Source organism: Planktothricoides raciborskii GIHE-MW2, from assembly GCF_040564635.1.
Lineage (GTDB): Bacteria > Cyanobacteriota > Cyanobacteriia > Cyanobacteriales > Laspinemataceae > Planktothricoides > Planktothricoides raciborskii.
This window is the reverse complement of record NZ_CP159837.1, coordinates 6,890,054-6,913,118: the sequence shown is the minus strand read 5'-3', so window position 1 is coordinate 6,913,118 and position 23,065 is coordinate 6,890,054. Positions and strand designations below refer to the sequence as shown.

Genomic DNA, 23,065 nt, shown 5'->3' with positions numbered 1-23,065 from the left:
ACTAGCTACATTGAGCAAGTTAAGAGAAATTAAATCCTGGAAATTCCCTAAAATTATCCAACTTTCATCAATCTATCTTAATTTTGACTGATTTTGTGGGAAAATTGTTCATCATAAGCAAAAAAGCGCGTTGCTTGCAGGCTTTACCCCGATTATAGCACTCGCAAATCAAATCAGGTCTTTGTATCCTTGAAATTTTTTGAGCATTTCTCGATCTTTTTCCCGCTAGTAAAGCAACTTATTGATTGTTTTTGTCAATGAGCCGTTCTTGGCAACTGGCAGAAACTAGACCGATTCAAGAATTTGCTGAATATTTAAGAAATGCTTAATTGATGCCGATCGCATAGCCTTGACAATTTTAGCATTTACCACCGGCGCTCGAAGTCAACAGTTGTTGATTTTTGGGCAATAATTGTCAAATGTGGTAAAATATCAGGGGATTTGTAAAAATTAGAAAATTTTGTATTATAAACTACCTATTTACGATCTCTGTAGGGTGGGCAATGCTCACCCTACATTGATGATATTTTATTGATGATATTTTATTGATGATATTTTATTGATGATATTTTATTGATGATATTTATGACATTCCCAGGTGGCGGTCTGTTTCATCCACTTCTGGATTAGTTTTCAGATAATCTCGCAGCCAATCACATCCTTGGGTTAATAAATCATCTAAATCAAAGTTCCAGAATTTTACCATACCATCGCTACTTACAGAGATTAAAGTTTTGCCATCTTGACTAAACCGGATGCCGATTATACTGCTTTGATGTCCCGATAAAACTTGCATAAATTTGCCGTCTATACTCCAAATTCTCACGGTGTAATCTTCGCTGCCAGAGGCTAAAATTTTGCCATCGGGACTAAAGCAAATATCGACGATGCGATCGCCATGTCCAGAGAAAACTTGTTGGATTTTCCCGTCTAAGTTCCAGAGTTTCAGGGTTTTATCGTCACTACCAGAAGCAATCATTTGACTGTCTGGACTGACAGCCAGCGCCCAAATTTTGGCAGTATGGGCGGAAAAACTGTTTAATAAGCCCCCATTGGCGTCAAAAATATAAAGGTTGCCCTCAGTATTTGCCGCCACAATGTTTTGGCCATTGGGACTAAACTGGACTCGTAAAATACTGCGATCGCTTATTTTGATAGTTTGGCTAATTTTAGCATAAATATAGGAGATTTGCCATAATTTTAGAGTGCCATCGGCGCTGACAGAAACCAGTTTTTCGCCGTCTGGACTAAATGCCAAATCCACTACGGTGGTTTCATGGCCAAAAATTGGCTGCGTTTGTTTCCCTTGCAGATCCCAGAGTTTAATCACCCCACTTTCTCCCGCAGAAGCAATGATGCATCCGCAACGCTTCGCGAACGCATCTCCCTTGGGACTAATGCAAATTTGGCGTAAACTTTCTAAACTGCCTGGGAAAGACTGCTGTTCAATTCCGGCAAGGTTCCAAAGTTGCATCCACCCTTCGGGGGTAGCGGTAGCAAACAATTGGCGATCGCGACTAAAACTAACCTGAGTAATTTGAGTCACGGGCAATTGCACCCAGGGCATAAGACGGGCATTTCGTCGCCAAAGTTTCACCGTCCCATCCGCCGAACCAGAGGCCAAAATTTCCCCATCAGGACGAATCGGGCTAAATTTTACTTGAAAAACCGCCCCTTGATGGCCGAAAAAAGTCTGTAATTCTTTACCTTTGCGCGACCAAAGTTTCACCGTGCCATCGGCAGATGCGGAAGCAATGATTTGGCCATCGGCACTAAAAGTGACATCTAACACCGTTGCCTGATGTCCTTTTAAACTAAATTGTTCAATCCCATCATTATTCCACAAAATAATCGTTTTATCTCGACCACCAGAGGCTAAAAATTGACCATCGGGACTAAATTTCACAGACAAAACGGCACCGAAATGACCGGGAAAAACCTGCATTTTACGGCTGTTTAAATCCCACAATCTCACGGTGCCATCATAACTGGCGGTGGCGATTTTTTGACCATCAGGACTAAAGGTGACATCCACCACTCGATCTCCATGACCGCTAATAGTTCTAATCCAAGTTCCATCGGATTGCCAAAGCTTAATTTTTTTATCAGCACCCACCGAAGCTAATATTTGACCATTGGGACTAAAAGCCAAACCGAAAACCCCATGTTTATGCCCTTCAATAGTTTGTAATAATTCCCCATCAACAGTCCAAAATTTAATCAACCCATCTTGACCACCAGATACGAGGGTTTGATGTTCATTTGGCTGGGGATGAAATATAACTTGACAGACACGATCCGTATGTCCGGTTAAGGTGGTTAATAATTGGCCATCTTTGCGCCAAATTTTAATTGTTTGATCCGCACTGGCTGAGGCTAAAATTTCACCGTCGTAACTAAAGCAAATACTGGCAACCTCTTGATAATGGTGATTTAAGCAATTTTGCTCTTTTACTTGATAAATTGATGTATGTAAAAAGCTAATAGTTTGCAGCCGAATAAAGTCGGAAACGCGGGTTTTTTTTAATTTGAAACCTGCTTGAATACTCGCGAAAAGTCCTTTGAGTTGCTGGTCAGATAAAAAGTAGGCTTTGGATAGGGAATTTAGGGCTTTTATTTCGGCAATTTCCGCCCGAATGCGTTGTTTTTCTGCCTGAATATACAGTTGTTTCCAGCGATCGGCTTCTAGACGTTCTTGTTGGCGACTTTTGCTAATAAACGCTTGATGCAGTTTGGTGATTGGTGGTTGTTTTTGCTGCCGTTGGACTGATTTTAACCAAGTTTCGGCGATCGCTAATTCGCTGCCCCGTAACAACAAATCAGGATTTTGCTTTTTCTGATACCAGGCGATCGCTCGTTGCAACAATTGATTATGGCTATGTACATATTCGCGATCGGTATCCAGGGTTCTAATTAACTCACTAAAATTAGCATAAAAATCGCCACCATGCTGATTAAAATCAATCCACTGCACCTGGGCTAAAATCGGATGTAAATCAGCCGGAGAAACGGGACGATATAATATCGTCACCAACCGCTTATTTAACTTTTTAGCATATTCCACCTCATCGGCACAATAGGGGGAATTGACGGAACTGGGAGAAATAATGAACAGAAAATTATCACACTGTTCAATCCCGCGATGGATTTCTTGCTGAAAATCACTCCCAGCGGCGATACTTTCCTGGTCAAACCAGGTAGTTTTGCCTTGTAATTGCAGGGCATCATTAATTTTACGAGCAAAATCTGAATCCACCCGCGAATAAGAGATAAACACTTCTAAAGAAAAAATCGTGGATTGACTCAGACTTTTCTCAATAAATTTTACCTGTAAAGGAATTGGTGGATGTTGCTGACGAGTTTTCGCCACCTTCAGCCATGCTTGAAAATGTTGTAAATTATATCCCCGTAATAAAATACTCGGATTATACTTTTGCTCTTGCCATTTTAGCGCTTTTACCAGCAAAATTTTATGTTGTTGATAATAATTTTCATCCACCTTAAGTTCTTTAACTAACCGATCCATGACTAGGCCATAATTTTCCCGTTTTTCCCTTGGGGGAAGAGTTAAAAAGGGTAGATTTATCAAATCCACGGGAATCAGTTGCAAATCCGTGGGTTGAACCATCACACAAATAATCCGCTTATGGTAAGCTAAAGCTAACTTTATTTCTGCTTGGCAATATTTTGATTGTAAAGACTCTGGAGAAATCAGATAAACGAAATTATCAGCCGCCGCAATTCCTCGGTGAATTTGTTCCTGAACATTTATCCCGATTTCCATGTCGGTGATTTTCGTCCAAACCGTCAACTTTTCTCGGCGTAAATTCCGAGTAATTTGTTCCATCATCTCTCGGTTTTCCTCTGCATAACTGAGAAAGACGCGAGTCATCAGGTTATTAGAATTTTTAATACTTGCACAGATATACTCGCAATGTAAATCCGTCGGCAAACAAGGAGGTTGTTCATGTTTAAGACGCACTTGTAACCACCGTTCAGCCTCTTGTTTTGCTTCGCCAATTAATAAATAAGAACTTTGCTTTTGCCCACGCGCCCACTCTAAGGCTTTGACTAACAATTCCGTATGCTGACTGACATAATCTGCATGGTGCTGAAAAACTTGGATTAAGCCCCCGCAAGAGGTTTCAAAATTATCAAGATTTTCTCTAAAGTAAACCCAGTTAATTCTGGCAATTCCTGGGTGGATATTTGTGAAACAAGAATCTAAGCCTTTTGCTTGGTAATCTTGCCATTCTGCTTCAGTACCCTGGGGATTTCGGGCTTGCCAAGTTTCTTGGGTAATTTGTTCCACGTGGAGTAAGGGAATTATCCGCTTATGGTATTTTAATGCCAGATTAATCTCTTTCTGGCAATAGGGGGAATTCACCGAATGAGGGGAAATGATAAATAGAAAATTATCCGCTTTGGCAATGCCATCATCGATTTGATTTTGGAAATCTACCGCCAAGGGGATATCATTATGGTCAAACCAGATATTAAAGCCAGCGTTGGTAAGGCAATTGTAAAGTTTGATGGCAAATTCTTGGCTATCGGCGCGGCCATAGGAAATAAAGGCATCGTAAAATTGAGTCATAACTTTTTATAGTTGTTTCAGCTAAGATTAATAAAATTATCTAGGGGCGCAATGCTCGCGCCCCTGATGCGTTTTATCAAGCACAATTAAAATAACTATAATACCATTTTTAATTAATAGACAAGAATGCAAAATTCTTAAAAGCCGATTGGCGCTTTTAAGGGGGGTTGGGGGGATCGAGATATTTATTTTGCCAGAATTGTCTAATGGTGCGAGTAGAAACCGGGTTTCTTGAAGAAACCCGGTTTCTGCCAGAAAGCGGGTTTCTTTGAATAGATTATCATCAATCCTCTTTGTGTCCTTTGCGTCTTTGTGGTGCGTGAGTTTTCTGCTGCCATTGCTGACAAGTTTTCCTCGCCTGAAATGCGATCGCATCACTCAATTCCTCGGCTTGAATCAATGCGGGATGCGATCGCAGCCTCTCACACCCTGCCAGTAACCAAGACTGCCAAGAACCTTGCCAGACTCGAATCTTCTTGTCCGAACCCCCGGAAATGACTTTTTGGCCGTCCGGGGTCATGGCTACGGAATACACAGGGGCTTCATGGCCGGTGATGACAGCCAGTTGGTTGCCGGAGAGATCCCACAGCCTGACGGTATGGTCATAACTCCCAGAAACAATCGTTTGGCCATCCGGGGAAAAAGCCAGGGAAATCACCGCATCGTCATGTCCCTGGAAAATTTTGTGTTCCCCTTGGCGGTTCCATAATCGCAAAGTATCATCCTCACCCCCAGATACAATGGTCTGACCATCCGGGGAAAAGGCCACCGCGTAAACCGAGGCTTGATGTGCAGAAAACAGCTTTAATTGATTGCCCTGGAGGTCCCAAAGTCGCACCGTTTTGTCATAACTCCCAGAAACAATAGTCCGGCCATCCGGGGAAAAGGCCAGCGATCGCACATAATCTTTATGGCCCTGGAAAACCGCTTTTTGCTCTCCTTGGCGGTTCCACAGTCGCAAAGTCTTGTCCTCACTGGCAGAAACAATGGTCTGGCCGTCCGGGGAAAAGGCCACGGAATAGACAGGCGCCTCATGTCCCCGGAAAACCGCTAATTCCTGGCCTTGGCGGTTCCACAGTCGGACAGTTTTGTCCTCACTGGCAGAAACAATGGTCTGGCCGTCCGGGGAAAAGGCCACGGATCTGACAGCATCTTGATGTCCCTGCAATGTTGCCAGTTTCTTGCCGGAAATATCCCATAACTGAATCTTGTTGTCTTCACCTCCAGAAACCATCGTCTGCCCATTTGGGGCGATCGCCACCGATCGAACGGCGGCATTATGGGCGCTGACTGCTGCCACTTGGTTGCCAAAGCTGTCCCACAATCGCACGGTTTTATCCCGACTGCCAGAAACAACGGTTTGACCATCGGGGGAAAAAGCCACAGACCACACCGAATCCTGATGTCCCTTCAACACCGCGATTTCATTGCCAGACATATCCCAAATTCCGATAGTTTTGTCGGAATTGCCCGCGAGAATTTTCCGATCGTCAGGGGAGATCGCTAGGGAAAGCGCAAAAATTTCCCCCAGGTTCCATACTGCCAGGGGATTGCCCGATATATCCCAAACCCGAATGGTGCGATCGGCGCCCGCAGAAACGATTCTTTGCCCGTCCGAGGAAACAGCCACCGCAGTCACATCAGCTTCATGCCCTTTTAACACCCGATTATTTACCCGAAGTGGCTCACCAGAGATATGCCACAGCCGAATCGTATGATCTCGACTACCAGAAATAATCATTTTTCCGTCCGGGGAAAACGCGACCGCAGTCACAATATCCTCATGGCCTTTAAGTAGCCCAAGTGGTTGACCAGAAACATCCCAAATCCGAATTGTTCGATCCAAACTACCAGAGGCGATCGTCTTTCCGTCCGGGGCAAAAGCCACGGCAGTCACTATATCTTTATGTCCGAAAAATTGTCCCCTTTCCTGACCAGAGATATCCCAAATTCTAATAGTTTTGTCATCACTCCCAGAAACAACTTTTTGTCCGTCTGGGGAAACCGCCACCGATGTCACTGCATGAGTATGTCCTTTTAAATCCGCCAATAAATTCCCCTGAATATCCCAAATTTTCACCGTGCGATCGGAACTACTGGAAATAATCTTTTTTCCATCTGGAGAAAAAGCCACGGAACGCACCCAACTTTCATGTCTAAACTGATTCTGTTCCCTAGCAAAGGCGATCGCTGCTGACAAACTAGACTGAACCTGGGGCAAAACTTGGCCTAATTTTGCTTCACTTTCCCCAGTAATTTCAATCGCCCAAATCAAAGCTTTCAGAGGTTCAATATACAGTAAATTGTTCGCCAACAATGCAGACTCTCTCAGACCCATAATTGTCGCCTGTCTTTCGGCTTTTTGCCACTGAAAACCAGCAAAAACTGCCGCCCCGCTCACCATAGTCACAAAAGTAGCTAATATGCCGATTTGCCACAGGCGATTATGGAGTTTTTGCCGATGACTTTTGCCAATATATTCTTTTTGTAAAGCCGTTGGGGGTGGTTGTCGCTCATTTGCCTCACTTTCCTGCAACCAAACCTCAGCAAACGTCAACTCACTGCCGCGCAATAATAAATCAGAATTCTTTCCTTTCTCCTGCCATTCTGACGCCTTTTGTAACCATAAAGTGTGACTCCGCAGGTATTCTCTATCCGTATCTATAGTTCTAATTAACTCGCTAAAATTCGCATAAAAATCGCACGGTTGATTAAAATCAATCCACTGAATTTTCGCCAAGGCCGGAGGCAAAGTTTCTGGGTCTAGGTTATGATAATTATATAATATAGTGACAAACCGCTTATTTAGCTTTTGGGCATATTCCACCTCAGCCGCACAATAGGGAGAATTCACCGAACTGGGAGAAATAATAAACAGAAAATTATCAGAAATTTCAATCCCCCGATATATTTCTTGCTGAAAATCGATTCCAGCGGCAATACTTTCCTGGTCAAACCAGGTCAATTTTCCTTGAGATTGCAGCGCATCATTAATTTTTCTGGCTAAGTCGGAATCGGTACGGGAATAAGAAATAAAAACTTCTAAGGATTTGGCTTGATACTGACTACTAGCGGCGATAAATTCTTTTTGTAAAGCCGTTGGTGGATGGTCTAATCTTGTTCCGGCGACTTTCAGCCATGCCTGAAAATGCTGTAATTTATATCCTCTAAATAAAATACTATGGTGGCGATTTTGTTCTTGCCATTTCAGAGATTGCACCAACAAAATTTTATGGTATTCATAATATTTATCATCGTCCCTAATTTGTTTAATTAGCTCATTTGCTTGGTGTTCATAACTAAATTCAGGCAGCGCCTCCATTTCTGGGGATGGCACCATAAAACAAATCACTCGCTTGTGATATGACAAGGCTAAATCAATCTCTTTTTGGCAATAATCAGATTGAAGAGAATCCGCAGAAACGAGATAAACAAAGTTGTCAGATACGAGAATACCGCGATTCAGTTTTTCCTGGAAACTCATTCTTTTGCCGCTCTCGCTTCTCTCAGTCCAAATAGTAATTTTTTCTCGCTGCAAAGTCCTAGTTAACTTTTCCATCGTCTCCCGGTCTTCTTCCGCATACCGGATAAACACCTGAGTCAGAAAATTATTGGCATCCTTGATGCTTTCACAAATAAACTCACAGTGCAAATCCGTTGGCTGACAGGGGGCTTGTTCACCTTTAAATCTAATCTCTAACCAATCTTCTGCCTTTTGCCTTTCTTCGGCAACTAATAAATAGCGATTAGGCTTTTTATTTTCTGCCCACTCCAGGGCTTTCGCCAATAACTCCGTATGTTGTCTGACATAATCTTGATGCTTATAAAATAAGTCGATTAATCCCGCAAATGGTGCGTTAATATTATCAATATGTTCTCTAAAGTAAACCCAGTTAATTTTGGCAATTTCTGGGGGCATATTTGTGAAACAAGAATCTAACCCTTTGGCTTGGTAATCTTGCCATTCGGCTTCAGTACCCTGGGGATTTCTGCGTTGCCAAATTTCTTGGGTAATTTGTTCGACGTGCAGTAAGGGAATGATCCGCTTATGGTATTTTAATGCCAGATTAATCTCTTTCTGGCAATAAGGGGAATTCACCGAATGAGGGGAAATGATAAATAGAAAATTATCCGCTTTGGCAATGCCATCATCGATTTGATTTTGGAAATCTACCGCCAAGGGGATATCATGTTGGTCAAACCAGATATTAAAGCCAGCGTTGGTGAGGCAATTGTAAAGTTTGATGGCAAATTCTTGGCTATCGGCGCGTCCGTAGGAGATAAAGGCATCGTAAAATTCAGCCATAAGTTTTTAATGGTTGGTAGGAGCAGAAACCCGGTTTCTTGAAGAAACCGGGTTTCTGCCAGTTTTTTCAAGAAATCGGAGTTCTTTATAGAGATTATAATCAATCCCCTTTATGTCTTTTATGTCTTTTTGGTAAATTCTCCTGGTTTTTTTTAAGCAAATTTGGTATTTTACCAAGAAGGCGATACCGTTGTATCGCTTCCTCTGATAGTTTAATAAGAGTTTATCAATGAAAGAAAAACAGCGATTTTCTAATTTTAAAACACCTATAAACAGTGCGATCGCGGTCGGTACTGCGGGCATGGTTAGCGCGATCGCCACTGTAGTGGTTCCGGCAGCCCCCGCGCAAGCCCAAAATTCCCCAGTTTCTCCAGCCCCCGTAGTACCTACTGCACCCCTTAGCTTTGACCTGGGTGGTACGCCAGTGGAAACCTCCACGCCCACACCCACACCGACGCCCACACCCACGCCCACGCCCACACCCACGCCCACGCCCACGCCCACGTCCCCGCCCACGCCCACAGGCACACCCGCGTTCACGACTGAAGCTATGCCCACACCCACGCCCACGCCCACACCGAGTATTTTTCCGGGTTCCGCACCCACGCCCTCCCCAAGCGTTTTGCCTAGTCAGCCGCCCCCCGCAACCCCCACCCCAGGCTCGCTCTCCGGCACGACGACTACCTCAACTTCCGGGTCTCAGTCTGGGAGGAATTCAATGCCCCTACCTACCCAGCCCTTTTCCCGGTTAGCACCCAATAGGCAAAATAATAACCAAAACAACTCTGACAGAACAGATGAAGAGAAAACAGCAAAAGTCTGTCAAAACGATCGCTTTACAAATTTTTTCTGTATTCGATAACCTAATTGTCATCCGATGTAGCCCCTAAATTTCTGAAAATTGTTGCTTATTGGTATTGGTTAGTGGGATTCTAATAATAACTCTTTTATCACGTCCTCCGTTAACGGGTTTTTTCCCTGACGCAAAGCATCTACCCAGCCTTGACGTTGATTTTTTTCTACCTCATTATCACTCCAGTTAATAAATGCCTCAAAATCAGAAATTGCCCCAGCATAATTGCCCGTCAAAACCCGCGCCACCCCGCGACTATCCCGCATTCCCCCATGATTGGGTTCGCGTTTTACGGCTATTTCGCAAGCAGCGATCGCCTGAGTAACATAACCTTGTAAAGTGCCATACCAACAGATTGTATTTAAATCCCATACAGTGGCTTTTGCTAATTCAGGGTCTAATTCCCGCGCCTGTTGATAATGTTTCCACGCTAACTCTAAATCTCCTTGGCGAATCGATGCAGCGGCCTGAGCCATCCAAGTAGCCGCGACGATTTGTTTGGCTTTTGTTTCCGGGTCAAATGGTAAAGCCGGATCGATATTTTTCGCCCGGTTAAATTTGGCGATCGCGCCGGGTAAATCTGCCTGTTGTGCCCGGTTTTCTGCATCTTGGAGCAACATTAACACCACGATTTGCTTGGCTTTTGTTTCTGGGTTAAATTCTAAAGCAGAATAAAATTCTGGGTCTAACTGTTGCGCTTGCTTAAACTGTTTTTTCGCGGAGGCAAAATCACCCGTTGACCGGGCAATTAATAAACCTTGTTGCACATAAAAATCGGCTGTTTGCTGTTTATTCCATACCTGTTCTTGACAAGTTTTTACCGCTGCCAGTGGGATATTTTCTGTTTCTGATTTTTGGGAAAAATCCAAGCGGATTGATTCTACATTTGGGCGGTTAAATGCGGTTTCTAAGAATACTGGATGTAACCGTAAGCGATCGCATCCTGTGGCTAACCAACCAGACCAAGAACCTCGCCACAAAAGAATCGTTTTATCATCACTGCCAGAAATAATATTCTGCCCATCTGAAGTAATCGCCACTGCATTAACTCCGCCCTCATGTCCTTGTAAGATTCCTACTTCTTCCCCGGCTAAATTCCAGACTCTAATTGTATTATCCTGACTAGCGGAAACAATATGTTGGCCATCGGGGGTTATAGCCACAAATCGCACATAATTCTCATGGCCTTTTAATATAGCGAGGGGCTGACCCGCTAAATTCCAAATGCGAATTTTGTTGTCTAAACTACCCGAAACAATTTTTTGTCCGTCTGGGGAAATAGCCACGGAATAAACCCCCGATTCATGGCCGGTAAATACCGCTAATTGTTCCCCAGAAATACTCCACAAACGAACTGTTCCATCATCACTACCAGAAACAATTTGTTTCCCGTCGGGAGAAATAGCCACGGAAACCACCGCCCCCTCATGTCCTTCAAATACAGCTAAGTCCTTACCGGAGATATCCCAAAGTCGAATAGTATTGTCTGAACTACCAGAAACAATTTGTTTCCCGTCCGGGGAAATAGCCACAGAAATTACCCCAGACTGATGCCCTTTTAACACCGCTAATTGCTTACCAGACATATCCCAAAGTCGAATTGTCTGGTCATCACTACCGGACACAATTTTTTGGCCATCGGGGGTAATAGCCACTGAATTAATCGTCAATTCATGTCCTTTAAATACGGTTAATTTATCCTGAGATATATCCCAAAGTCGAATGGTTTTATCCGCACTACCAGAAACAATTTTTTGCCCGTCTGGAGAAATGGCTACGGAAATCACATATGAGTCATGTATCCCTAGAATTTTCGGTTCTTGGGCTGACATATCCCACAGACGAATTGTGCGGTCATCACTGGCAGAAATAATCGTTTTGCCATCGGGGGATATGCCTATGGAAAGTACCCCTGACTCATGTCCTTTATATTCCGCTAATTCTTCACCGGATAAACTCCAAACTTTAATCGTTTTATCCCCACTACCGGAGACAATTTTTTGGCCATCGGGGGTAATTTTCACAGACCAAACTCGATCCAGATGTCCTTTTAAAACTTTTAATGGTTCACCGGCCATATTCCAGACCCGAATTGTATTATCCCAACTCCCAGAAACAATATTTTGCCCATCGGGGGTAATCGCCACAGAAATTACTCCAGAATCATGGCCTTTTAATACTTTTAATTCAGATCCGGAAACTAAATCCCAAATTCTAATTGTGTTATCCCAACTGGCGGAAACAATGTTTTGCCCATCTGGTGTAATGGCCACCGCAATCACCCCATTTTCATGTCCATTTAAAACGGCTAATTGCTGGCCTGAATTAATATCCCAAATTCTAATTGTCTTATCCCAACTGGCGGAAACAATGTTTTGCCCATCTGGGGTAATAGCTACTGCGAAAATGTTCCCATGATGTCCTTTTAAAACGGCTAATTGTTTCCCGGAAATAATATCCCAGACGCGAATCGTACTGTCCCCACTACCGGAAACAATTTTTTGATCGTCTGGGGTAATAGCCACGGAGAAAATATAATTTTTATGGCCGGTTAATACCGCTAATTTTTCTCCCGAATTATCCCAGATTCTAATGGTTTTATCTCCACTGGCAGAAACAATTTTTTTACCGTCTAGAGTCATCACCACTGAATTAATATTAGCGGTATGTCCTTTGAGGCGATCGCGTTCTCGAATTGCGTGGACGGTGGCGGATAAACTAGATTGAGCGATCGGCAAAACTTGGCCTAATTTTGCTTCACTTCTGCCGGTGATTTCAATGGCGGAAATTAAAGCTTCTAGGGGATTTGCTCTAATCAAATTTCGGGCTAAAATTGCATCAGCTTTAATCGTCGCTTCTGTGGCCAATTTATTCGCCTTTAACCCCAGGGCGATCGCCGCCACCAATGCCACGCTAACTCCACCAAGTAGGGTTCTTAAAATCAAAACTCGTTGCTTTTCTTGCTTAATCCCAGCTTCTCTCGCGGCTTGACTTTTCGCAATATATTCCTGTTGCAAATCCGTCACCGGAGGCTGCTTATGTTCTTGTTGACTTTCCTGCAACCAATCTTCAGCAACACTTAACTCGCTACCCCGCAATAATAAATCTGCACTTTTCCCTTTTTCCTGCCATTCCAAAGCTCGTTGCGACCACTTCGTATGACTTCTTAGATGGTCTCTATCCGTGTCTAAAGTTCTGACTAACTCACTAAAATTGGCATAAAAATCGCCCCCATGCTGATTAAAGTCAATCCACTGCACTTTCGCCAAAACGGGATGCAAAGTTTCTGGGTCAACGGGACGATATAATATAGTGACAAATCGCTTATTTAATTTTTGGGCATATTCCACTTCCGCCGCACAATAGGGGGAATTCACCGAACTAGGAGAAATAATAAATAAGAGGTTATCAGAATTTTCAATGCCCCGATAGATTTCTTGCTGAAAATCTGTCCCAGCGGCAATACTTTCCTGGTCAAACCAGGTAAATTTTCCTTGAGATTGGAGTGCATCATTAATTTTTCTAGCTAGGTCGGAATCGGTGCGAGAATAAGAGATGAAAACTTCTAAATAACTGAACTGATACTGACTGCTGACCTCAATAAATTCCCCTTGTAAAGGAATTGGCTGATATCGATCACGGGTTTTTCCTAGTTTCAGCCATGCCTGAAAATGCTGTAAGTTATATCCCCGCAACAAAATGCTAGGGTTGCGGTTTTGTTCTTGCCATTTTAAGGCTTTAGCCAGGAGAAGTTTATGGTCTTGATAATAAGCGGATTCTTCTCGGAGTTGTTTAATTAATTCATTGCTTTGTTTCTGATAAATTTCATAATTTTGCCAATCGGTTAACTCGATAAATTGAAGCGATCGCAATGTTTCAGGAATCGTTTTAACTTCTATAGGCTGAACCATTAAACAAATAATCCGCTTTTGGTAGGACAAAGCCAACTCAATTTCTGAGTGACAATATTGAGAAGCGAGAGAATCTGGAGAAATTAGATAAACTAAGTTATCTGCCCCAACAATCCCTCGCTTAATTTCTTCTTGAAAATCTGCACCAGTTTTAATATCTCTGGTATTTTGCCAAACCGTAATTTTTTCTCGGCGCAAAGTCCGAGTCAGATGTTCCATAATGTCCCGGTCTGAGTCTGCATACCCGATAAATACTTGGGTCATCAAGTTATTCGCATTCTTGATGCTTTCACAAATATATTCGCAGTGTAAATCAGTGGGTTGACAAGGAGCAGGTTCATCCACGAATTTTCGGTCTAACCATTGTTCTGCCGCTTGCCTTTGTTCGCCAATCAACAAATATCGAGTTTGCTGGTGATTTTCTTGCCAATTTAGAGCATCAGCCAAAAACTTAGTGTGCTGTCTAACATAATTTCTATGGGTATCAAAGACTTGGATTAACCCGCCTAAAGACTCATCAAAACTATCAATATTTTCCCGAAAGTAAACCCAGTTAATTTTTGCAATCTCTGGGGGCATATTGACAAAGCTAGAATGTAACCATTTAGCTTGATAATCTTGCCATTCGGCTTCAGTACCCTGGGGATTTCTGCTTTGCCAAGTTTCTTGGGTAATTTGTTCCACGTGCAGTAAGGGAATTATCCGCTTATGGTATTTTAATGCCAGATTAATCTCTTTCTGGCAATAGGAGGAATTCACCGCATGGGGGGAAATAATAAACAGAAAATTATCCGCTTTGGCAATGCCATCATCGATTTGATTTTGAAAATCTACCGCCAAGGGGATATCATGTTGGTCAAACCAGATATTAAAGCCAAGGTTTGTGAGGCAATTGTAAAGTTTGATGGCAAATTCTTTGCTATCGGCGCGGCCATAGGAAATAAAGGCATGGTACAATTCAGACATAATTTGTTAATAATTGCTGGGAATAGATATGCCGGGGATAGAACCCAGGTTTCTTGAAGAAACTGAGGTTTTCTTCATAAACCTAGGAGTTTTTTAAGAAACCGGGTTTTTTTAGAGGCAGAGATAATCATTATTTAATCAATGGTTTTGAATAACTCAGTAAACTCTTGATTAATTTTCTGATATCCCCGCTGGTTATAGTGTAACTCATCAATGCGATAAGACGCTGGCATCATGCCCCGGTCATCCGCGAGAATGGAAAAAGAATCAAATATAATAATCCCCTCATCCTCTAAACTGGCAATATGGGCATTAATTTCTTGAACCGCAGGCAAAATATCATCAGACCATAAAGGTTGCCGGGTGATAGGAATATCCCCAAAAGGAAAAATTGTCGTGACGATCACCACCGCTCCCAAGGCTTGAGATTTTTTGACGATTTCTCGAATATTTTCTCGACAATTGGCAATAATTTCCGCTTTTTTTTCGGGAAATAAGCCAATGGTTTTTAAATCATTAATCCCTAGTTGCAGTACCACAATATCCGGTTGCAGGGGACGGATATGCTGGTCAAAGCGTCCTTTAATTTGCACCGAAGTTTGTCCCCCAATTCCCCGATTAATAAATTCATAGTTGGGCAAGTTGGGCGCTGGCCAACTCAGGACTCTAGAGTCTCCAAAAAATACCACTCGCTTTGATAAAGCTTGCGGATTTTTGGGCGGTTTTGCCTCTGGGGGATAGGTGCTTACCTGAAAAGGATCTAAGCGAGTCTGATTCAAGTCTATATAATACTGAATTCCTCGTTTGTAGAGGATAAAATTCAGTATTATAGAAATGAATAAAACAGCAAATAAAGCAATATTTAATAAAACTAAAATTTGCCTTTTTTTCATAATAAAACTTTTACTGATTCAGCACGGTACAAATCAAATTGCCTGCCCCATTTTTCTCGAATGAGACGATTTTGCCATCTGCTTTTGTCCGAGTGCGATCGCGGCAATTATAAATTTCCACCGGACGAGTTGCGCCATTCACTTTCACCGCTGCCCGATATTCCCAATAATATTTAGCACTGCGTTCAATACTCAGAATACAAATACTATTTCCTTTGTAATTCCGGCAAAAGGCTGCTGCCGCTGGTTGGGCAATGCTGAAAGATAAGAGGAATATGAGGACAAAGGCAATTAAATTTATATTTTTCAACTTCATAATTGGATTTATGGCAACATCTCATTATTTGATTATAATAAAACAATTCTGTCAGGGCGAAGCGTTTTAGTAATTTATTTCTGGCAAAATAATCGGCAATAAGTGGTGATGCTTATTGTTTACTCTTAATCTTTATGGTTAAAATGCTGTAAACAGCCTGTAAATTATGGTTATTTATCGACTATCGACACATCCTAGATAACTGCTTATATAACTAATTAATTAATCAATCACTATTTTTTTAGCGTTGAAATTAAATATTCCGCGAGAGATATATCACCAAAAATGACGATCGCTACTTCCTCAATACTTTGATTGTCGGTGCCAATTTTGGCGATAATCTCATTTACCATAATATCAAAAACTTGCAGAGAAGTAAACCGGGCTTTACCAGTTCCCAACAAAGGAAAAGCAATGGTTTTAAGTTTTAAATAATTCGCACAATCCAGGCAATTTACCACTGATTTTTTGATCGGATCTTCCGTTGGCTTTTGTAGGGGCTGCCAATCAAGCACCGCTGCATGAAATATTTTTTTTGCCGCCAAATTTCCAGCGGTGGTAATGGCAATATCACCTAAAGATAAAGGAGTTAATAGTTGAGCTTCTTTTTTAATTTCATCGCCGCCCACTCGTCTGATTTTGGCCGATACTCCTCCGCCCATTGTCAGATATATGTCATCAGAACTGACGATCACATCAACAACTAAATCCGTAATAGATCCTAGATAAATTCTCAGCCAACAATTATGAATCATCTCTTCATGTAAGAAACCTGAATTTAAATCCCGATCTTTGGCATAAACTAATGGAACGCGAGTCATTGGTTTTTGTGAATTAACGACGATATTTTTTGATTCCCCGGTTCTCGCATCATCCGCAAGAGAAGGTGATGAATCTATGCGGGGATTTTCTGCTAACTCTGAACTAGATTCTAAACCACAATCCTTCAGCCGATTAAAAAGATAAACACATCCTTCAAATAAATCGCCTATTTCCTCTTCTGTCCAGTTTTCAGCTTGCGCGATCGCCTCTAAAAAATCCCTTTCGTTGAAAGTCTCATCACCGGCAACCGTTGGCCAAAAAACTACCATAACGCGAGGAAGATGTCCCAGGGGAGAAGTGGTGTTAGAATTGCTGTTAAACCTCAGTTGGGAATAGTCCAACCAAGCACCATTTTTGCGCCAACCAACGCGATCGGCGAAACGACAATAGGTTTCAGAATCATCTGAATCGACCAATCCCCCCACTTGTTCCCAAATCTGTTTTTGTACCGTAAAGCCAAACCTTCCATCACTAAAATCCAACCACAATTGGTTAATTCTGCCAAGTTCCTCACAAGGAAATTTTTGCATATCCTGACCTGTTAATCGACCGGCGGATTCTTTACCAGCGATTTTCAGCATAATTGCTGCGGTTTCTCGATCCGCTGCTTGCCACTGTTTAGTCGCCAACAAATCCCGGAGTTGGCTGTAGTTAATTGCCACATCATTGAACGAATTTGGGGGATTATTTTTCGTAAAACTTTCTTTGAAAACCGATGATAACCAAGTTTGATTAAAAACTTCACCATAGATGCGGTTATATACTTTTAAATTATTATTGTGTTTCACCACTAAGCCGGTGAGTTGTAAATCTAAATATTCGGGCTTTTGCTGCGATATAATTGACCCTTGGCGTAAAATTTGCTGATATAGTTGCAGGATTTTTCCTTGGCGATCGCCCCGCCAAAGTAGGCGATCGCGAATAGTGCGTAAATGTTCCGGTTCATCCTGAGATTCCCAATTATAAATCACCTGCTGACGGATAATTTTTTCCACCCAATTTGCCCAAGTTTTCTCCGTGGTGGGAGGGGTAAAATTGCCCAACATTCGACAAACTTTTTGAGTTAAAAAAGGCTGTCCTCCAGTCCAAGACAACACCTCTTTTAAAATATGATCCGCATGGGCAAATTTTTGCCGTAATCCCTGGGCTAGAGGTTCTGCCTCATGGAACTGAAATCCGGTGAGAGCGATCGCTCTGCCAATATTAAATGGGGTACTGCGATTTCTATCCTGAATTAAATCATAAGGAGTAGTCACCCCCAAAATACAAAAAGTCAATCGCCCTAATGCGGGCTGTTCTGCCCGTTTATTATAGCAAGCCCGAATCGCTGCAAAAAAGTCATCAACTTTAAAATTTAAACTCAAGACACTATCAATTTCATCAATAAAAATCACCAGAGGTTGCTGAACTTGATTAATGAGAATTTGCTCAATAAATTTACTGAAGCGGCGTAAATTTGACAACCGTCCCTGGGTTTCCCACCATTCATCTAAATCAAACACATTATATAAATCTAAGCTGCCCACAATACTGTCAATCACCCCCGCATACCATTCTTCTGGGGTAATTTCTGAAGTGCCGATCGCTGTTAAATCAATGGAAGCACAAAGAATTCCCGATTTTTGTAACCGTTGCATCGTCCGCACCCGCAACGAAGATTTACCCATTTGTCGGGAATTCAGCACATAGCAAAACTCTCCCGCTTTTAACCCTTGATAAAGGTCTTCATCTGCCTGCCGTTTCACATAGCTGGGAGCATCTACCGGCAAGCTACCGCCGACTTGGTAAGCGTAATCACTCATGGGTGGGAAATTGGGTATCAATAGGGCATCAATAGGGAATGGCTCATCCCTTTTATATCCTATTTTTCCCCCAATGCGCGATCGGGTTAAAAAGATGGGAGAGGGGAGAATAGAGAGCAAACAGGAAAGAGAATAAACATAACCATTTTAGGCATTTTTGTTGTTGGTTGTTGGTTGTTAGTTGTTGGTTGTTGGTTGTTGGTTGTTGGGTAGGGATTCTTTGGTTGTTTGTTGTTGGTTCTTGGGTAGGGATTCTTTGGGTAGGGATTCTTTGGGTAGGGATTTTTTTGTTCATGGTTCTTGCTGTTTTTTTGTTTTTTATTGGTTATTAGCGATTAACAATTAATTATTTAAAAGTAACAAGTAACAGAAAACAACAACAAACAACAACCAACCACCAACCACCAACAACCACCAACCAACAACCAAATATATCTGAGTGATATAATTGGTTTAAAAATTAGTCTAGTCGGGTAAGAACTGCCCCCCAGATCGTCGCTAATACTGATGAATAACCTGGAGAAACAACTAGGAGAAACACCAATGACACAAGCAAAAATTTTAGAAAAATACGAGGCATTGCCAGAGTCACTCAAAATCGAAGTCGGTCACTATATCGAGTTTTTGTTAGAAAAATATGTCCATTCGACGGGAGCATCTCGACCAAACGGCAAAGAGGAGAACCAAGATGAGGCCCTCACAAGCCGTGGGGTCGATATTGACATAGCTGACATATCGATTGAGGAGGTGAAAAACCGGGTAGTTGACCCATCAAAGACAATGAACCGGCAGTTCTTTGCCGGACAATTAGAGGCATTCCTTAATGCCGAAGATAAATCCTCCGAAGGTATTGGACGGGAGGTAATAGAAGCCCGCATTAATAAGTGGGCTTCCCTCAAAGAAACCCTTCGTAGAGAGTCCGGGGGGAAGAAGAAGGTAGCGGCTCGTAAAGCCCAAATCCGCTCCTTGGCCGAGGTTGGCACCCCCGAAGCAATTGAAGAGTTGAAGGAAGTCTTCAAAGAATTAAACCAAATGGCGGAGGATGGTGAATTCCCTCATTGGACCGCCGGGGTAGTCGCGGGTTTACTTAAGGATGTTAATGCCTCCTTAGGTCATGACCTGTATGAAGATGAGAACCAACAAAATTTGGAAAAATCTCATGGTTATGGGAGTTGGGCTGGACAAATCATTATGTCCGATGATTTTGACGAACCCCTGGAAGATTTAAAGGACTATATGTAGCATGAAATTTCTCTTAGATACTCATGTATTCCTCTGGTATTTACTAGGAGATACCAGACTCATTAATGAAGCCAGACAAATCATCGATGCCAAGACTGGTTTGTATTTCAGTATCGTTAGTTTATGGGAAATTTCCATTAAATTAAACGTGGGAAAACTAGAAATTAATCGACCAGTTCAAGAGCTATTTCAGGAGGTGGTGACGATCGATGCGGAAATTTTACCCATAACCGTTGAAGATACTCAAACTTACGCAAGTTTGCCGGTTATCCCCGGTCATCGAGATCCATTCGATCGCATTTTAGTCACTCAAGCTATGAACCGATCGCTATTCCTGGTGAGTGCCGATACTAAATTTAATCCTTATTCAATTCAACGAATCTGGTCATAAATATTCCCCACACAAAAGTTATCAGTATAAAATGCGTATCGTGGGCATTGCCCACCCTACATTTACTGATGAATAAACTGGAGAAACAACTAGGAGAAACACCAATGACACAAGCAAAAATTTTAGAAAAATACGAGGCATTGCCAGAGTCACTCAAAATCGAAGTCGGTCACTATATCGAGTTTTTGTTAGAAAAATATGTGAATTCGACGGGAGCATCTCGACCAAACGGCAAGGAGGAGAACCAACAAAATTTGGAAAAATCTCATGGTTATGGGAGTCTTGCCGGACAAATCATTATGTCCGATGATTTTGACGAACCTCTGGAAGATTTTAAGGAATATATGTAGTATGAAATTTCTCTTAGATACTCATGTATTTCTCTGGTACGTTTTGGGTGATGCTCGATTAAGCGATCGAAATAAGAAGAGTTACCACAAAGACACAAAGGACACAAAGAGTTGCGGACTTTGCGATCGCATTTTAGTCACTCAAGCTATGAACCGATCGCTATTCCTGGTGAGTGGCGATACTAAATTTAATCCTTATTCAATTCAACGAATCTGGTCATAAATATTCCCCACACAAAAGTTATCAGGATAAAATGCGTAGGGTGGGCATTGCCCACCCTACATTTACTACTCTGGTAGGGTGGGCAAACGGATAAAATGCCGGAATTGATGGTTAAATCTCAAAAATTTGCCCACCCTACGATTCTCACTTCCTGCCTATTTTTTGTATTTTGTCAGCCCGATCGCCTGAATGGTTGCGATCCAAGTGCGATTCAATGAAGTAGCTTTCGTTCTCGCTCCAGAAAGGCGATCGGTTGAGCTTTGGCAATCTTTTTTTCAACCATAACAGATTTGGCATATTGCATGATCATCGGTTGGAGAGAGAGCAGACCGGCATTGGCATCAATCCACGATCGCGCTTGCAATAGTTCTAATGTTTCCAAAAGTGCTGGGGAGGAAACCGAGGATTGGATCGTGGTTCGCAACTTTGAAAAAGTAATCGGTTGATGACTGACAACCATACATTGAATCGTTGCTTTAGCGAGATCGGGCAAATGTTCAAATTCTCGATCTAAACTATTAAAAAATGAACCAAAAACTGTAATTTTTTGTTTTAAAAATTCAGTAATGTTCCCGTTAAATAGCTGTTGAATCGTTGTGGCAATTTGGTTGAGAACCAGGGGATTTCCGGCATAGGAATCGACTAATCGATTCCAGTCTTCTGCCGTTCCGCTAAAGGTTCCTTTGGTGCCAAAAAGTTTTTGGATATCTGTCACCTGTAATCCCTGAAGAGGAAATACCCGCACGGGTCGTGTCTGTCCTTCCAGTGGGATTAACTCGTATGATTTGACTCGACTCGTTAAGATTAAGCAACTTTGATGAATGGCTTCTGCCACTCTTTTAAACAATTCACAGTATCCTCCTTTGGCTGGTTGCTGGAGACAGATACAATCTCGACAGGTCATTTTTGGGGCGGCACAGTCTTGGAGAATGCTGTCCGCACCGTCTAAAACCAGCAAGCAACGGTGGCGTTGCAAATAATGAATTAGTCGAGAAATTTGGCGGTTGAGTGGTTCTGGTAAATCCGTTTCTTGGCCATTGGATAGGATGGGGATCAGGTCTGCTAGGAGATCGGTGACTGGGGAAGTTGGGAGGAGCGATCGCCAAATCACAAACTCGAAGTGATGCTGAATTTGTTGGGTTAGCTTCACGGATAGATAGGTTTTGCCCATTCCCTCCATGCCTAATAAGGTGACAAGGCGACTGCGATCGGTTAAAATCCAGTGCTTGAGGGTTGCCAGTTCCTCTGTGCGTCCGTAAAACTCTGAGACATCTGGAGCTTCCCCCCAATCTATACAATTGTCAACTTTTGCAGTGTGATTTTCTCTGTTGTCTGTCTGTGAATCCATGACTGGCTTGGCATATTGATAGTCATCGGGGTCTAGTTGCAGGTTAAAGGCTCGGAAACAGCACTTCAAGGTTGTTTTATCAACTCCCACTTCACAAGCAAAGACCTTTGCCACTGTATCCGTATCTAAGCCCATGCGAAAACCTAAAGCTTCATGGGAATAGCGTTTATCAAAATTCTCATTGGTTTCGGATGCGGTTTTTGCATCTAGAAGTTTCTGAAATCCTTGGTGCGTGAGGATTACACCACGTCTCCGGCTCCGTCGTTGGGGCATCATCGAAAACCTCTCAAATTTATAAATGGATATTTTATGGATCGGCGACATTGCCTGTCTCTAGGGCATCGGTAAGATGGGCTAGACACAGGTAATGACCTGCACAAGGGATGCAAGTATGGCTTAAGTCGCGAAATCTACAGGGTTATTGACAAAAAAAGTGGTTATTTTAAAAATTGCACCCATGAAAAAATTTTTCTTAAGGCAGTCTGACCGGAAAGTATAGATGCGATGCCCGACTTCAGACTCAAGGCAGGTCAGAGCTAAAGGATTCACTACCGTAGATTCGCACAGCCATTTCTATATTACTCGCTTTTTTCCAGTACCGAAGTTAAGGAATTTAACGGATTCTCATTAACTTCGGCATGGTGAATTATCGCTCTTCTACAAATCTCGGTAGCTGGTGTCATGGAAGGTCAAGCTTGCCTGTGGCTGATCCTATTGTACTCAGAGGGGCGGGTTTTTCGATTCAAGTGGGAATTGAGTAAGCCTTTTGAGCGATCGCAATTCATTGTGATGACTGAGCAGTTGCAAGGAGTAAAAGTCTGGATGTAGGGCTGTATATACGAAAGTTAGGTCATGCATGCCGAATTTAAGGGAAGAAATCGAGCAGGATGATGAGTTTTGCAATCCTTTAAATAATCGAGTGTTCTTGGTTTAACAACTTGAGGATCAGAAGTTATTAAGTTATTTCTTAAGTTCAGTAACTTCGGTTGTTGGGAGCGAATTGTAAGTGCAAACTATAAGTTAGCAGACAGATATTGTATAGCGATTT

The 23,065-nt window shown here is 42.4% G+C and carries 12 protein-coding genes and 1 pseudogene; 6 read left to right on the top strand and 7 right to left on the bottom strand.

What is annotated here, in order from left to right; genetic code table 11:
* Positions 1-583: 583 nt before the first annotated feature.
* Both ABWT76_RS29460 and ABWT76_RS29455 read right to left on the bottom strand, forming a co-directional pair.
* On the bottom strand, positions 584-4,594 hold the full coding sequence (locus tag ABWT76_RS29460) for a TIR domain-containing protein (protein WP_354635373.1): 4,011 nt from the start codon (positions 4,592-4,594) through the stop codon (positions 584-586).
* A gap of 283 nt (positions 4,595-4,877) precedes the next feature.
* Entirely contained in the window at positions 4,878-8,900 is a 4,023-nt protein-coding gene (locus ABWT76_RS29455; RefSeq protein WP_354635372.1) for a TIR domain-containing protein, read from the bottom strand.
* A gap of 229 nt (positions 8,901-9,129) precedes the next feature.
* Between ABWT76_RS29455 and ABWT76_RS29450 the strand changes: the two genes are divergently transcribed.
* Positions 9,130-9,762, top strand: coding sequence for a hypothetical protein (locus ABWT76_RS29450; RefSeq protein ID WP_190876907.1), 633 nt, complete (start codon positions 9,130-9,132; stop codon positions 9,760-9,762).
* Positions 9,763-9,821: 59 nt separating this feature from the next.
* Here ABWT76_RS29450 and ABWT76_RS29445 read toward each other — a convergent pair whose 3' ends face one another.
* The 4 genes from ABWT76_RS29445 to ABWT76_RS29430 form a co-directional block, all read right to left on the bottom strand.
* Complete coding sequence (locus tag ABWT76_RS29445; RefSeq protein ID WP_190876801.1) at positions 9,822-14,630, bottom strand: TIR domain-containing protein; 4,809 nt, start codon at positions 14,628-14,630, stop codon at positions 9,822-9,824.
* Positions 14,631-14,764: 134 nt separating this feature from the next.
* On the bottom strand, positions 14,765-15,523 hold the full coding sequence (locus tag ABWT76_RS29440; RefSeq protein WP_054465568.1) for a GDSL-type esterase/lipase family protein: 759 nt from the start codon (positions 15,521-15,523) through the stop codon (positions 14,765-14,767).
* 10 nt (positions 15,524-15,533) lie between these two features.
* Complete coding sequence (locus ABWT76_RS29435; protein ID WP_054465567.1) at positions 15,534-15,839, bottom strand: hypothetical protein; 306 nt, start codon at positions 15,837-15,839, stop codon at positions 15,534-15,536.
* A gap of 233 nt (positions 15,840-16,072) precedes the next feature.
* On the bottom strand, positions 16,073-18,463 hold the full coding sequence (locus ABWT76_RS29430; RefSeq protein WP_354635371.1) for a GUN4 domain-containing protein: 2,391 nt from the start codon (positions 18,461-18,463) through the stop codon (positions 16,073-16,075).
* Positions 18,464-18,595: 132 nt separating this feature from the next.
* On the opposite strand from ABWT76_RS29430, the pseudogene ABWT76_RS30750 reads away from it, so the two are divergent.
* From ABWT76_RS30750 to ABWT76_RS29410, 5 genes and pseudogenes are all read left to right on the top strand, one after another.
* Positions 18,596-18,795: pseudogene (locus ABWT76_RS30750) on the top strand (hypothetical protein).
* 211 nt (positions 18,796-19,006) lie between these two features.
* Complete coding sequence (locus ABWT76_RS29425; protein ID WP_354635370.1) at positions 19,007-19,705, top strand: DUF2281 domain-containing protein; 699 nt, start codon at positions 19,007-19,009, stop codon at positions 19,703-19,705.
* 1 nt (position 19,706) lies between these two features.
* Positions 19,707-20,096, top strand: a complete 390-nt coding sequence (locus ABWT76_RS29420; RefSeq protein ID WP_354635369.1) for a type II toxin-antitoxin system VapC family toxin — start codon at positions 19,707-19,709, stop codon at positions 20,094-20,096.
* Positions 20,097-20,200: 104 nt separating this feature from the next.
* A complete protein-coding gene (locus ABWT76_RS29415; protein WP_354635368.1) occupies positions 20,201-20,446 on the top strand; it encodes a DUF2281 domain-containing protein in 246 nt (81 codons plus the stop codon).
* 1 nt (position 20,447) lies between these two features.
* Positions 20,448-20,669 carry a hypothetical protein gene (locus tag ABWT76_RS29410; RefSeq protein WP_354635367.1) on the top strand — a complete coding sequence of 74 codons (222 nt, stop codon included), beginning with the start codon at positions 20,448-20,450 and terminating at the stop codon, positions 20,667-20,669.
* 211 nt (positions 20,670-20,880) lie between these two features.
* Here the strand turns inward: ABWT76_RS29410 and ABWT76_RS29405 are convergent, their stop codons facing one another.
* Positions 20,881-22,293 (bottom strand): NB-ARC domain-containing protein, encoded by a 1,413-nt coding sequence (locus ABWT76_RS29405; protein ID WP_354635366.1) that lies wholly within the window; start codon positions 22,291-22,293, stop codon positions 20,881-20,883.
* Positions 22,294-23,065 lie beyond the last annotated feature (772 nt).